This is a genomic window from Actinoplanes sp. NPDC051861 (genome assembly GCF_040681145.1).
Classification (GTDB): domain Bacteria; phylum Actinomycetota; class Actinomycetes; order Mycobacteriales; family Micromonosporaceae; genus Actinoplanes.
Window position 1 is genome coordinate 1 of the sequence record NZ_JBFAYE010000019.1, and the last position, 12,883, is coordinate 12,883.

General features: G+C 70.0%; 12 protein-coding genes. 6 read left to right on the top strand and 6 right to left on the bottom strand.

All coding sequences use genetic code 11. The annotated features are described in order from the left end of the window. Positions 1 to 55 precede the first annotated feature (55 nt). The 3 genes from AB0M02_RS34930 to AB0M02_RS34940 form a co-directional block, all read right to left on the bottom strand. The gene (locus AB0M02_RS34930) at positions 56 to 736 is read right to left on the bottom strand and encodes an IS3 family transposase (RefSeq protein WP_364234881.1); all 681 of its coding nucleotides are present in this window, start codon (positions 734 to 736) and stop codon (positions 56 to 58) included. Continuing rightward, entirely contained in the window at positions 733 to 1,044 is a 312-nt protein-coding gene (locus tag AB0M02_RS34935) for a transposase (protein ID WP_364234884.1), read from the bottom strand. Before AB0M02_RS34935 ends, AB0M02_RS34930 begins: the two co-directional genes overlap by 4 nt. A 258-nt stretch (positions 1,045 to 1,302) precedes the next feature. Continuing rightward, positions 1,303 to 2,148: an SDR family oxidoreductase gene (locus tag AB0M02_RS34940; protein WP_364234887.1), complete on the bottom strand. Its 846-nt coding sequence runs from the start codon at positions 2,146 to 2,148 to the stop codon at positions 1,303 to 1,305. A 134-nt stretch (positions 2,149 to 2,282) separates the two neighbouring features. Here AB0M02_RS34940 and AB0M02_RS34945 point away from each other — a divergent pair, with 134 nt between their 5' ends. The 4 genes from AB0M02_RS34945 to AB0M02_RS34960 all read left to right on the top strand — a co-directional run bounded on the left by AB0M02_RS34945 (position 2,283) and on the right by AB0M02_RS34960 (position 5,791). Further along, positions 2,283 to 2,660 (top strand): helix-turn-helix domain-containing protein, encoded by a 378-nt coding sequence (locus tag AB0M02_RS34945; RefSeq protein WP_364234890.1) that lies wholly within the window; start codon positions 2,283 to 2,285, stop codon positions 2,658 to 2,660. Next, entirely contained in the window at positions 2,657 to 3,004 is a 348-nt protein-coding gene (locus tag AB0M02_RS34950) for a UBP-type zinc finger domain-containing protein (RefSeq protein WP_364234893.1), read from the top strand. The genes AB0M02_RS34945 and AB0M02_RS34950 overlap by 4 nt, the downstream gene beginning before the upstream one ends. 105 nt (positions 3,005 to 3,109) lie before the next feature. Further along, positions 3,110 to 4,669, top strand: a complete 1,560-nt coding sequence (locus tag AB0M02_RS34955) for a methyl-accepting chemotaxis protein (RefSeq protein WP_364234896.1) — start codon at positions 3,110 to 3,112, stop codon at positions 4,667 to 4,669. A gap of 87 nt (positions 4,670 to 4,756) precedes the next feature. Beyond that, positions 4,757 to 5,791 carry a GGDEF domain-containing protein gene (locus AB0M02_RS34960; RefSeq protein WP_364234899.1) on the top strand — a complete coding sequence of 345 codons (1,035 nt, stop codon included), beginning with the start codon at positions 4,757 to 4,759 and terminating at the stop codon, positions 5,789 to 5,791. A gap of 1 nt (position 5,792) precedes the next feature. Here the strand turns inward: AB0M02_RS34960 and AB0M02_RS34965 are convergent, their stop codons facing one another. Both AB0M02_RS34965 and AB0M02_RS34970 read right to left on the bottom strand, forming a co-directional pair. After that, positions 5,793 to 6,887 carry a CaiB/BaiF CoA-transferase family protein gene (locus tag AB0M02_RS34965; protein WP_364234902.1) on the bottom strand — a complete coding sequence of 365 codons (1,095 nt, stop codon included), beginning with the start codon at positions 6,885 to 6,887 and terminating at the stop codon, positions 5,793 to 5,795. Continuing rightward, entirely contained in the window at positions 6,877 to 8,040 is a 1,164-nt protein-coding gene (locus AB0M02_RS34970) for an acyl-CoA dehydrogenase family protein (RefSeq protein ID WP_364234905.1), read from the bottom strand. Before AB0M02_RS34970 ends, AB0M02_RS34965 begins: the two co-directional genes overlap by 11 nt. 139 nt (positions 8,041 to 8,179) lie before the next feature. Here AB0M02_RS34970 and AB0M02_RS34975 point away from each other — a divergent pair, with 139 nt between their 5' ends. Both AB0M02_RS34975 and AB0M02_RS34980 read left to right on the top strand, forming a co-directional pair. After that, the gene (locus AB0M02_RS34975) at positions 8,180 to 8,791 is read left to right on the top strand and encodes a TetR/AcrR family transcriptional regulator (RefSeq protein ID WP_364234908.1); all 612 of its coding nucleotides are present in this window, start codon (positions 8,180 to 8,182) and stop codon (positions 8,789 to 8,791) included. Between the two features lie 47 nt (positions 8,792 to 8,838). Then, a complete protein-coding gene (locus tag AB0M02_RS34980) occupies positions 8,839 to 10,719 on the top strand; it encodes a propionyl-CoA synthetase (RefSeq protein ID WP_364234910.1) in 1,881 nt (626 codons plus the stop codon). A 278-nt stretch (positions 10,720 to 10,997) separates the two neighbouring features. On the opposite strand, the gene AB0M02_RS34985 is transcribed toward AB0M02_RS34980, so the two are convergent. Next, the gene (locus AB0M02_RS34985) at positions 10,998 to 12,782 is read right to left on the bottom strand and encodes a sulfatase-like hydrolase/transferase (RefSeq protein WP_364234912.1); all 1,785 of its coding nucleotides are present in this window, start codon (positions 12,780 to 12,782) and stop codon (positions 10,998 to 11,000) included. Positions 12,783 to 12,883 lie beyond the last annotated feature (101 nt).

Here is a 12,883-nt window from a genome sequence, read left to right on the forward strand (position 1 = left end):
TTCCCAAGGGACCGACAGATCCGGGGAAAGACAACTTCGTCGATCGGAGTGAGGGTCAGGAACCCCTGAGAGCGCCCGGCACCAGCATCCTGTCGCGTCCATCGCTGTGCGAGTCAGGACCCCTGGGAACGCCGGCCCCTTTACTCTCACTATCGGAATGAAACACGAGTCCGTCGGCGGGCCCGCGGCGCCGCAGCGCGTCGGACAGGGCGGCGTCGACCAGGTCGGTCTTGAGATGGTCGGCGACGGCCCAGCCCACGACCCGCCGTGATGCGAGATCGATGACGGTGGCCAGATACAGCCAGCCTTCCCACGTGTTGATGTAGGTGATGTCGCCGCACCAGCGCGTGTCGACCGCCGCCGGGTCGACGGTGAAATCCCGCCGGATCAGGTCCGGCCGCCGGCCGGCGTTCGGATCCGGGATCGTGGTGACCTGCCACCGGCGAGGGCTCTCGCCCCGAATGCCGGCCGCGCGCATCCGCCGAGCGATGCGCTTACGGCCGTGCCGCAACCCGGCGTCGGCGAGTTCGGCGTGGATACGCGGCGCGCCATAGGTGCCCTTCGACGCCGCGTGGATCTCGACGACCTGGGCGGTGAGTTGCTCGTCGACGCGGGCGCGACGGCTCGTGTTGTTGCGGGTGTAATAGGCGGACCGGGAGACCTCAAGCAGCTCACACGCACGTTTGACGCTGTGCTGACCGGCCTGCTCCGCCTCGATGAACGGATACACGTTCACCGGATCTCCCGCGCGAAGAAAGCCGTCGCCCGCTTCAAAATCTCGTTGTCCTGCTGCAGCCGCCGGTTCTCCTGCCGCAACCGGGCCAACTCCGCCCGCTCGTCTGACGTCAGCCCATCGGTGCGGTTGCCCGCGTCGAGTTCGGCCTGCTTGACCCATGCCCGAACCGCGGTCTCGGTCAGGTCGAAATCCCGCACGACCTGACCCACGGTCCGGTCACCACGCTGACACAACTCGACGATCTCAGCCTTGAACTCGGGCGTGAACGCCCGCCGCGGCCTCGATCGCTTCTTCCCCACACTCTCCATGATGTCGAACATCCTCCCGGAGACCCCAGGTCCCCTGATCTCGGCTGTCCGTCAAAACGGGGCAGGCCCACCTCGTGTGTGGAGTACGGGTGCGCAGCGGGGCCGAACTCCACACACGGGTCGTCGACCACTTCGTGTGTGGAGTACGGGTGCGCAGCGGGGCGGAACTTCACACACGGGTCGTCGACCATTTCGTGTGTGGAGTTGGGGTGTGGAGTGGGGCCGAACTCCACACACCGGTTTTGGGGTGGGGGTGGTTCAGTTTTTGAGGGCGGCGGTGACGGCATCGGACAGTGGGGTGACCGGGCGGCCGATGAGGCGGCTCAGCACGGCGCTGTCCACGTCCAGCTCCCCGTCGACGATCTTCGCGTCGGTCTCCGCGAGCAGGCCCGCGTAGCCCTCGGGCAGCCCGGCACCGACCAGCACCGCCTGGTACTCCGCGACCGGCAGGTCCTGGTAGACGACCGGCTTGCCGCTCTGCTTCGCCACCTCGGCGGCCAGCTCGGCCATCGTGAAGGCGTCGCCGCCCAGCTCGTACACGCCCGGCTCGCCGGAGAGCAGCACCGCCGCCGCGGCCTCGGCGTAGTCGGCCCGCGTCGCGGCGGCGATCCGGCCCGCACCGGCGCTGCCCGCGAACGCACCGGTGCTCAGCGCGACGGCGATCGGGTAGTTCTCGATGTACCAGCCGTTGCGCAGGAAGGCGTACGGGATCCCGGACGCCGCGATCACGTCCTCGCTGCCCTTGTGCTCCGGCGCGAGCCCGATCGTGCTGGTGTCCGCCCGCAGGATGCTGGTGTACGCGATGAACCCGACCCCGGCGGACACCGCTGCGGAGACCACGGCCGTGTGCTGCGGTAGCCGCTTGCCGACCTCGTTACCGGAGATCAGCAGCAGCCGGGAGACGCCCTCGAAGGCCGTGGCGAGCGTCTCGGGCCGGTCGTAGTCGGCCTCGCGCACCTGCACACCGCGGGCGGCGAGATCGGCGGCCTTGGCGACGTCGCGTACGGCGGCGACGATCTCGCCCGGCGCCGCACCCCGGCTGATCAGCGCGTCGATGACGAGACGGCCGAGCTGTCCGGTGGCTCCGGTGACTGCGATGGTCATGATGACTCCCAAAAGACGAACGAGACGAGCGAACGAGAAGAACGAACAGGACGAGCGGCCGAGCGGTTAGTGCTGTCCAGAAGAATGCACTAACTTTTCCACAGTGCCAACCCGCAGGCGGTATTGTTGCGTTCATGACAGAGCCGGAGGACCTGATCCCGAGCGTTTTCGCCCGGGACTGCGCTTCCCGCTACGTGCTGGCCGACGTGACCGGGCGCTGGGGCGGGCTCGCCCTGGCCGCGCTGCACGACGGCAGTTACCGGTTCAACGCCCTGCGCCGCCGCGTCGACGGCGTCAGCGAGAAGATGCTGGCCCAGACGCTGCAGGCCCTGGAGCGGGACGGCATGATCCGCCGCGAGGTGCAGGCGACGATCCCGCCCCGCGTGGAGTACAGCCTGACCGACCTCGGGGCCCGCGTCGCCGCCAAGCTCAAGGAGCTGATCGATCTGGTGGAGGGCGAGATCGGCCCGATCCAGAAGGCGCAGGCCGAATACGATACGTTTCGCTCGTGACCGCTGATTCGATCCAGCCCGAGATCCCGCCGTCCGGCACCGGGTGTGCCGAGTGTCTGCCGGCCGGCGGCTGGTGGTTCCACCTGCGCCGCTGTGCCCAGTGTGGCCACATCGGCTGCTGCGACAGCTCGCCCGCCCAGCACGCCACCGCGCACTTCCGCAGCACCGGGCACCCGGTCATCCAGTCGTTCGAGCCGGGTGAGGACTGGTTCTGGGACTACAGTGCGGAGACCGCGCTCGACGGCCCGCCGCTGTCCCCGCCGTCGAGCCGCCCCGAGGACCAGCCCGCGCCGGGTCCCGCCGGTTCGGTCCCGGTGGACTGGCGCACCAGGCTCAATCGTTAGACAACAGATCGTCTGCTTCCGAACATAACGGTTCCCGAAACGTCGTTCCTCAGGTGCGGCCCCGAGCGGTCGATGCTGCGTACGTCGGAGAATCGTGGAGGACAGATGCGCGGCTTGGGGAACATCGGCACAGCCAAACGGCTGGGCGCCATCGTGGCGACAGGGGCTGTCGCCCTCGGGGGGATGGGTGCCATCACCCTACTCGGGCAGAACAGCCTGGCCACTCAGGCTGAGGAGATGCGCAGTCTTGAGGCCTGCCTCGCCGCGATCAACCACCTGAACAACAGGCAGAGCGAGCTGAAGGTGGACGCGTACCGGGCCGCCCTCGGCCAGGACGTCACCGGCGACGTGAAGGACGACGTTGAGTCGTCGGTCTCGGCCGCCGACAAGGTGGTGGCCTGCGGCCTGCCGACGGCCATGCTGGAGGAGTTCCGGGGGTACCGCCCGGACTTCGACGCCTTCAACGTCTTCATCACCGACTTCGTGACCAAGGGTGTCGCCGACCCGAAGTCCGTGATCGGTGAGATCGACCAGATCCCCGAGCAGAACAACAAGACCGATGACGAGCTCGACGCGCTCACCGAGAAGGTGGAGGCCGCGGTCGCCGAGCAGAAGGCCGAGATGGCGGCCACCGTCGCGGACACCCGCAACACCGCGATCATCGTGGCCGGTGTCGGTCTCGTGCTGCTGGTCGGCCTGGCCGTACCGATGGTCCGCTCGATCCTCGGCCCGATCCGCAAGCTCGGCGAGGTGATCGAGGCGCTGGACGGCGGCGACCTCACCGTGCGCAGCGGCATCACGAGCCGCGACGAGATCGGCACGATGGCCGCCGGCCTGGACCGCTCGCTGGACAAGCTGCGCGACTCCATGCAGACGATCGCCCACGACGCCGACAGCCTCGCCGCCGCCTCGACCGAGCTCGCCGCTGTCTCCGGCGAGATCGCCTCGGCCGTCGACAACACCGACCGGCAGAGCAGCTCGGCCTCGATCGAGGCCGACGAGATCTCGCGCAACGTGCAGACGGTTGCCGCGGGCTCCGAGGAGATGGGCCTGTCGATCCGGGAGATCTCCCGCAACACCAGCGAGGCCGCTCAGATCGCCGCGGTCGCGGTGGCCGAGGCCGCCCGCGCCACCGACACCATCCGCCAGCTCGGCGAGTCGTCGGCCGAGATCGGCAACGTGATCAAGCTGATCACCAGCATCGCCGAGCAGACCAACCTGCTCGCCCTGAACGCCACCATCGAGGCCGCCCGGGCCGGTGACGCCGGCAAGGGCTTCGCCGTGGTCGCCAGCGAGGTCAAGGACCTGGCCCAGGAGACCGCCCGGGCCACCGAGGACATCCACAGCCGGGTCAACGCGATCCAGCAGGACACCGGCGGCGCGGTCGAGGTCATCAACCGCATCTCCGAGGTCATCGCGCAGATCAACGACTTCCAGACGACCATCGCCTCGGCGGTGGAGGAGCAGACCGCCACGACCGGCGAGATGAGCCGCAGCATCGCCGAGGTGGCCGCCGGTTCGAGCCGGATCGCCGCGAACATCAGCGACGTCTCGTCGGCGAGCGCCGCGACGGTCGGCGGTGTCAACCAGACCCGCGAGGCCAGCACCGAGGTGTCGCGGACCGCTGAGGAGCTGCGCAGCCTGGTCACCGCGTTCAAATTCTGAAAGATCCAGAGGTACGGGGGCCGGACACCGCGAGGTGGCCGGCCCCTTCCTTTCATGACGGCCGGAGAGATGCCGATGGGAGGACTCGTGCGGGACGAATCGGTCGACGACTCGCTGCGGTCGCGGCGGCGCGCGGTGGAGTTCGCCGCGCTCGTCTCACGCACCATCGGTCTGCTCTGCACCGGGCTCTACCTGACCGGGAGCACCGGCCTCTCCCCGGCGGTCCTCAGCGCGGACATGCGGCTGGCGTGCCTGGCGGCGATCGCCCTCATGCTCGTCTCGAACCTGCTCAGCGTGCGCAACCTGACCCGTCCCGCGTCGCGCTGGTATCCGCGGTTCAGCGCGGCGGAGGTGCTTCTCGACTCCGTGGCGATCGTGGCATGGGTGGTGGTCTCGGAGCGGGACTACCCGCAGACCACATGGCCGCTGCTCGGCCTGACCATCGCGATCGCCGCGATCCGGCACCAGCTCGCGGGCGCCCTGCTGACGTTCGCACTGACCTCTGTGGCGTTCGTGGTGGGCGTACCGGACTCGCCCGACGTGGCGTTCCTGCTCGGCACGAACGCGATGATCGCGGTGATGACCGGAGCGCAGTCGGCGGCCTTCGCCCGGCAGCTCACCGCGCTCCAGGAGACCCGCCGGGCCCTGCAGCACCAGGCCACCCACGACGGGCTCACCGGCCTGCCCAACCGGGCCCAGCTCGCCGGCTACGCGGACGAGCACGCGGGCCGCCCGCTCGCCGTCCTGCTGCTGGACCTCAACGGCTTCAAGCAGGTCAACGACACCCACGGGCACGCCGCCGGCGACCGGTTGCTGCAGGAGGTGGCGGCCCGGCTGACCGGCGCGCTCGGGCCGGGCGACCTGGCCGGTCGGCTCGGCGGCGACGAGTTCCTGGTGCTGCTGCCCGAGGCCGGAACCGCCGAGGTGGCGCACGCCGTGGTGCGGATCCGCGACGCGGTCCGCCGCCCGGTGGACATCGGCGACGGCCGCGAGGTGACCGTCGGTGTCAGCGCCGGCGTGGCGATCCGGCCGGCCGGCGGCGACGCCGGCCTCGACGCGCTCACCGCCGAGGCCGACGCCGCGATGTACCGCGACAAGCGCGGCCGGGCGGCCGCGGCCTGATTCATTTCCAGGCGGCCAGGACCTCGGTCACGGTGGTCGTCTCGGCCGGGGCGGGTGCGTTTGCGGGGGTACGCCCGAAGCGTGGCGCCGGAGCAGGCTGCCGCACGCCTCCCACCTCGACGAACGTCCCGCGCTCCCGGTTGTGCGGGTGGTCCGCCGCCTCGCCCGGGGTGAGCACCGGGCTGACACACGCGTCGAGCCCTTCGAAGGCCTTCTCCCACTCGTCCCGGGTCCTCGCCGCGAACCGTTCCGTGAAGATCCGGCGCAGCGAGGGCCACCCGGAGCGGTCCAGCTGGTGCGGCAGCGAATCGTCGCCGTCGAGTCCCAGCCCGGTCAGCAGCGCCGCGTAGAACTGCGGCTCCAGCGCGCCCACGGCCACGTAGCCGCCGTCGGCTGTTCGGTACGTGTCGTAGAACGGCGCCCCGCCGTCGAGCAGGTTCTCGCCGCGGCCACCCGGCCACATCCCGGCGCCGATCATGCCGTGCAGGAACGTGGTGAGCAGCGCCGACCCGTCCACCATCGCGGCGTCGACGACCTGGCCGCGGCCGGACCGCTCGCGTTCGACCAGCGCCGCGAGGACACCGACGGCGAGCAGCATCCCGCCGCCCGCGAAGTCGGCGAGCAGGTTGATCGGCGCGTGCGGCGGCTGCCCGGGACGGCCGAGCGGCTCCAGCGCGCCGGCGATCGCCAGGTAGTCGATGTCGTGGCCGGCGGCGGGCGCCAGGGGACCCTGCTGACCCCAGCCGGTCATCCTCGCGTACACAAGTCTGGGGTTGATCTTCTCGCACTCGGCGGGGCCGAAGCCCAGGCGCTCGGCGACCCCCGGCCGGTAGCCCTCCACCAGCACATCCGCCTGCGCTGCCAGGCGCAGCAGATCCCCGATGCCGGCCTCGCTCTTCAGGTCGAGGGTGACCACCCGCCGGTTGCGCTGCAGCGGGCCGGCGGGCGGAACGAGCGGTCCGGAACCGCCGGGGCGCTCGACCAGCACGACGTCCGCGCCCAGGTCGGCGAGTACCATGCAGCCGAACGGGCCCGGCGCGAGACCGGCCAGCTCGACGACCTTGACGCCGGCCAGCGGGGGCAGCTCAGAGGACACGCGCGATCAGCTCCTTCATGATCTCGTTCGTGCCGCCGTAGATCTTCTGGACGCGGGCGTCCGCATACATCTTCGCGATCGGGTACTCGGTGGTGTAGCCGTAGCCGCCGAAGATCTGCAGGCAGCGGTCGACGACCTCGCACTGCCCCTCGGTGAGATAGAGCTTGGCCATCGCGGCGGTCGCCACGTCCAGCTCACCACGCGCGTGCCGGACGATGCAGTCGTCCAGGAAGATCCTCGACGCCCGGGTCCGTGTCGCGCACTCGGCCAGGACCATCCGGGTGTTCTGGTGCCCGAGCAGGGGTTTTCCGAAGGCGGTGCGCTCCTTCGCGTACGCCGTGGCCAGCTCGACCGCCCGCTGCATGGCTGCGACCGCGCCCACGCCGATGACCAGGCGCTCCTGCGGCAGCTGCTGCATGAGCTGGATGAAGCCGGCGTTCTCGGTGCCCAGCAGGTTGCCCGCCGGGACCCGGAAGTCGTCGAAGAACAGCTCCGCCGTGTCGTTGGAGTGCAGGCCGATCTTCTCCAGGTTGCGGCCGCGGCGGAAACCGGGCGCGTCGTCGCGCAGCTCGCAGACCAGCAGCGAGATGCCGTGCGCCTTTGCGGACTGATCGGTCTTCACCGCAAGGACCAACAGGTCCGCAAGTCCGCCGTTGGTGATAAATGTCTTGGCGCCGGTCACGAGGTAGTCGTCGCCGTCCCGGACCGCCCTGGTCCGGATCGCCTGGACGTCGGAGCCGCCGTCCGGCTCGGTCATCCCGATGGCCCCGATCAGCTCACCGCTGCACAAACCCGGCAACCAGCGCTGTTTCTGCTCTTCCGTGCCGTATTCGGCGATGTATCCGGTGACGATGCCGCTGTGCACGGCGAGGCCGAGGCTGCCCTCGCCCGCGAGGGTCTGCTCGTGCAGCAGCACGGCCTCGTGGGTGAAGTCGCCGCCCCCGCCGCCGTACTGCTCGGGAACTGAGAGCCCGAGCAGGCCCAGCTCACCGGCCCGGCGGTAGTGCTCGCGGTCGGGGTGGCCCTGTCTCTCCAGGCGGCCGGCGTGCGGCACCACCTCCTTGGTGAAGAAGGTGCGGGCCAGTTCGGCCAGGTCGTCGTGTTCCGGCTTGCGCCACGGCTCGGCGTAGCCGTCCAATCCAGGCGTCGGCATCGACATACCCTCAAGCACTATTGGCGATGTGTCAACGAGGGCGATATGAATTTCCGTCATTCATCGTTTGATCCGATCGAGGCATCGACAGAACACCGATCGCCAACGGTGATGAATCGAGCTGTCGTAAGGTCTTCTGGTGGTGCATGTCGAGGCGGCCCGGCGCCGCCGGCTGGAACCGGACGCCCGGCGTGAGCAGATCCTGTCGGTGGCGATCCGCCTGTTCGGGTCGAAACCGTACGCGGAGGTCTCCACGACCGACGTGGCACGGATCGCCGGAGTGGCACGCGGCCTCGTGAACCACTATTTCGGCACGAAAAAGGATTTATATCTAGAAGTCGTGCGAATCATGCTTACGGTGCCGTCGGTGGCCGTGGAGCAGCTGCGAGTGGGCGAACCGGCCGAACGTGCCGATGCGATCGTGAACTGGTTCCTCGACGTCGTTTCCCGGCACAGCACATCCTGGCTGGCCGCCATCTCGGCCGGCGGCATGGCCGGTGATGCCGATGTTGACGCCGTGATCAGTGAGGCCGTTGATGTCGCCGCGGACAGTGTCCTGTCGGCTCTCGGGCTCGGCGACGAGCCGGTCGAGGCACTGCGAGGCATGGCCAGGTCGTACGTCGGGCTGGCGATCTACACGGCCCGGGAGTGGCTCCAGCGGGACGCCCTGAGCCGGGAACAGGTGCACACGCTGCTCACCACGACGCTGCTCACCATGGTGGACCGAGTGTTCCCCTACGCGAATCAATAGGGACCGGACTGTCCGCCGAACGGACACTCCGGTCCTACTCTGAGATCATGGGTGCTTACCGGCAGGAGTACGAGCGCAGCCTCACCGACCCGGACGGCTTCTGGCGCGACGCCGCGACCGCGATCGACTGGGATCGTGAGCCCACCCGGATCCTCGACGACAGCGAGGCGCCGCTGTTCCGGTGGTTCCCCGACGCCGAGCTGAACACCTGTCACAACGCCCTGGACCGGCACGTCTGGGCCGGCCGCGGTGACCAGCCCGCGCTGATCCACGACAGCCCGGTTACCGGCGCGGCGCGCACCTATTCCTATCAGGAGCTCCGCGACGAGGTGGCGGTCTTCGCCGGTGCGCTGCGGCGGCTCGGGGTCGAGCGCGGCGACCGCGTCGTCGTCTACATGGCGATGGTGCCCGAGGCGGTGATCGCGATGCTGGCCTGCGCCCGGCTCGGCGCGGTGCACTCGGTGGTCTTCGGCGGGTTCGGCGCGCGGGAACTTGCCGCCCGCATCGACGACGCCCGTCCGAAGGTGATCGTCGCGAGCTCCTGCGGCATCGAGCCCGGCCGGGTGGTGCCGTACCAGCCCATGCTGGACGCGGCGCTGGCCGAGGCGGCGCACCGGCCGGACCACCGGATCGTGCTGCAGCGCCCGCAGGCGCCGGCGACGCTGGGCGAGGGCGATCTCACCTGGGCGGAGGCGATCGACGGTGCGGCGCCGGCCGAGTGCGTCCCGGTGCGGGCCACCGATCCGCTCTACATCCTCTACACGTCCGGGACGACGGGCCGTCCGAAGGGCGTGGTCCGGGACAACGGGGGCCATGCGGTCGCGTTGCGCTGGTCGATGGAGAACATCTTCGGGGTACGCGCGGGCGACGTCTTCTGGGCGGCGTCGGACGTGGGGTGGGTCGTCGGCCACTCGTACATCGTGTACGCCCCGCTGCTCACCGGCGCGACCACGATCCTCTACGAGGGCAAGCCGGTCGGCACCCCGGACGCCGGCGCGTTCTGGCGGGTCGCCGAGCAGCACCGGGTGAACGCGATGTTCACGGCACCGACCGCGATCCGGGCGGTGCGCAAGGAGGACCCGGAGGGCGTGCTGCTGGCCGGCCGGGACCTGAGCGCGCTGCGGCTGCTGTTCCTCGCGGGGGAGCGGCTGGACCCGCGGACCTACGAGTGGGCCGGTGAGCTGCTCGGCGTGCCGGTGATCGACAACTGGTGGCAGACCGAGACCGGCTGGCCGATCGCGGCCAGCCCGCGCGGCCTCCAGGACCTGCCGACCCGGCCGGGCTCGCCATCCGTGCCGATGCCCGGTTACCGGGTGCGGATCGTCGACGAGACCGGCGCCACGCTGCCGGCCGGGCAGGAGGGCTCGATCGTGATCGGGCTGCCGCTGCCGCCGGGCTGCCTGCCGACGCTCTGGCAGGACGACGAGCGGTACGTGCGCTCCTACCTGTCCGCGTTCCAGGGCAACTACCTGACCGGCGACGGCGGGATGATCGACGCCGACGGCTACCTGTACGTGCTCGGCCGCACCGACGACGTGATCAATGTGGCCGGTCACCGGCTCTCGACCGGTGCGATGGAGGAGGTCCTGGCCACCCATCCGGCGGTCGCCGAGTGTGCCGTGATCGGTGTCGGTGACCTGCTCAAGGGTCAGGTGCCGCGCGGTTTCGTGGTGCTGCGCGGCGACTCCGGCGCCGACCCGGCGGTGCTGGAGGCCGAGCTGATCGCGCTGGTCCGGGACCGGATCGGGCCGGTGGCGGCGCTGCGCCGGGTGGACGTGGTGGCCGGGCTGCCGAAGACCCGCTCCGGCAAGATCCTGCGCGGCACGATGCGGGGGATCGCCGACGGCCGGGACGAGCCGGTGCCCTCGACGATCGAGAACCCGGACGTCCTGGAGGCCCTGCGGCCGGTGCTGCTGACGCCACGGTAGAGACAGGCGCTGGCTCCCAGCGATGCCCGCCGGGCCGCGGGACAGCACTGAGAGCCAGCTCTCGGTGGATGTGCGGCGCCGGAGTGACCGGGCCCGGCGCCGCACACCACGTCTAGCGCCTGTTTCGGAGTGGGGGCAGGAGCGAGGCGAGGTCCAGGTGTCGTCTGGGTGTGCGGCGCGGGCGCCCAGATACCGGGGTTGTATCTGGGTGTTCGCGACGTGCGGCCAGACGGCGGCTGGGCCACGCCGCAGCCCAGCCATCCACTCCGAAACAGGCGCTAGTGTGCGGCGGTTCCTGGGCTGGAGAACGTGGTCAGGAAGCGGTCCCGGAACTCGTTCATCGGCCAGATCGGGGCGCTCGCGTTCGGCGCCAGGCCCTCCGTCCAGTTCCAGGTGTTCAGCTTCTCCAGGACCGCCGCGTCCTTGGTGATGATCGTGATCGGCACGTCGTGGCTGGCGTTCTCGCCGGAGACCACCTTGGACGGCTGGTGGTCGCCGAGGTAGACCAGGACCAGGTCGTCGTTGCCGTACGTCTTCACCCAGTCGATCAGGCTCGTCAACGTGTACTCGATCGAGTCGCCGTACGCCTTCTTGACCCGCCGCGAGAACGCCCAGGTCTCCGACTTCGACTGCTGGTTCTTCACGATGTCGGCGTAGACCGAGCCGTCGCCGACCGCGTCCCAGTCGATGAACTCGGGGATCGGTGTCCACGGCGTGTGGCTGGAGACCAGCGGCATCTCGACCATCAGCGGCTGGCGGTTCGGCTTGGCGTACTCCCGCTCGGTGAACTGCTTGAGCGTGTACTGGTCCGGCATCGGCGCCCAGCTGAACTTGGGACCCTGGTAACCGAGGTTGCGGGAGTCCCAGATCCGGTTATAGCCGTAGAAGTTGCCCTCCGGGAAGGCCCGGGTGGCGCCCGGCATGACGCTGACGGTGTCCCAGCCGGCCCGCTTGAACGAGCTGGTGATGGTGAGCCGGTCGCTGGCGGTCAGGTTCCGGTACCGCCCCTGGTTGTTGATCCAGAGGCCGGAGAGCAGCGTGGAGTGCGCCAGCCAGCTGTTGCCGCCGAAGGTGGGCGAGGTGAGCCAGCCGCTGCGCCCGGCGAAGCCGGACTGCTGCAGCTTCTCGGTGCCGGCCGCGAGGACCGCGTTGACGCCGGGTGCCAGCTCGGGCGCCTCCAGGGCGTTCCGGCCGTAGCTCTCCACGAACGTGAAGATCACGTCCTTGCCGCGCAGCGCGGAGAGCAGCTGGTCGCCGGGGGCGTTCTTGAAGGCGTCGATCTTGACCTCGTCGGCGAACCGGGCCTCGTTGGCGATGCCGGCCCTGGCCTGCTGCGCGCGGTCCCAGGCGTAGGTGACCGAGGTGCGGGCCGCGAGCGGCACCTTCGGCACCACCTGCACGCCGAGCGTGAAGGCGACCACCCAGGCGGCCAGGATCGCGCCGGCGGCGAATCCGGCCTGCTTCTGGTAGCGGGCGGCTGCGGCGGACACCCGCAGGGCGGCCCAGGTCGTCAGGGCGGGCACGCCGATCGCGAGCAGCGCCACGGCGGCGATCGCGGCGTAACCGGCGCCCTGACCGTACGCCTCCCGGATGAAGCCGTAGGTGTCGTCGAGCAGCTCCCAGTCGAGGACCGGGTCGAACGGCCGGGCCAGGGTCTCGAACCAGCCCATGTCCAGGGACTTCTCGAGGACCAGCCAGCCCAGGACGACACCCGCGATCGAGGCCAGCACGATGCGGACCCGGCGGGGGACGAAGGCCACGACGGCGAGGCCGAGACCGAGTTCGATCGGGATCCGGACGAAGCTGCCGACGGTGAGCCGCTTCAGCACGTTCGGGAACAGCAGCGCGACGAAGAGGATCACGCAGGCCAGGACGGTCAGGCTGATCGCCGCGCCCGGCGACCTCAGCAGGCGCCGGAACCGGCCCGGGGGCTTGGGGGGTTCCTCGTCCTGGACCGCCTGGTCCGTCTCGGGCGTCGCGGCGGGCTCCGATTCCGGGGCCGTCTCCGCGGTCTCTGGCTCGTCCGGCTTCTGCTGCGGATCGGCGAGGTCTGTCGGCTGCACGTCATGGGGAACGCATGGCCGGCCGGGATGGTTCATCGCAAGATCTGAGCCGCACGTCACGCACCCTTGCCAATCTCCTATCTGAGCGATAGGAAAGGTAG

Coding starts and splice junctions, on each gene's coding strand:
- AB0M02_RS34935 (WP_364234884.1), bottom strand. CDS start 1,044: ATGGAGAGTGTGGGGAAGAAGCGATCGAGGCCGCGGCGGGCGTTCACG.
- AB0M02_RS34955 (WP_364234896.1), top strand. CDS start 3,110: ATGCGCGGCTTGGGGAACATCGGCACAGCCAAACGGCTGGGCGCCATC.
- AB0M02_RS34945 (WP_364234890.1), top strand. CDS start 2,283: ATGACAGAGCCGGAGGACCTGATCCCGAGCGTTTTCGCCCGGGACTGC.
- AB0M02_RS34940 (WP_364234887.1), bottom strand. CDS start 2,148: ATGACCATCGCAGTCACCGGAGCCACCGGACAGCTCGGCCGTCTCGTC.
- AB0M02_RS34970 (WP_364234905.1), bottom strand. CDS start 8,040: ATGCCGACGCCTGGATTGGACGGCTACGCCGAGCCGTGGCGCAAGCCG.
- AB0M02_RS34980 (WP_364234910.1), top strand. CDS start 8,839: ATGGGTGCTTACCGGCAGGAGTACGAGCGCAGCCTCACCGACCCGGAC.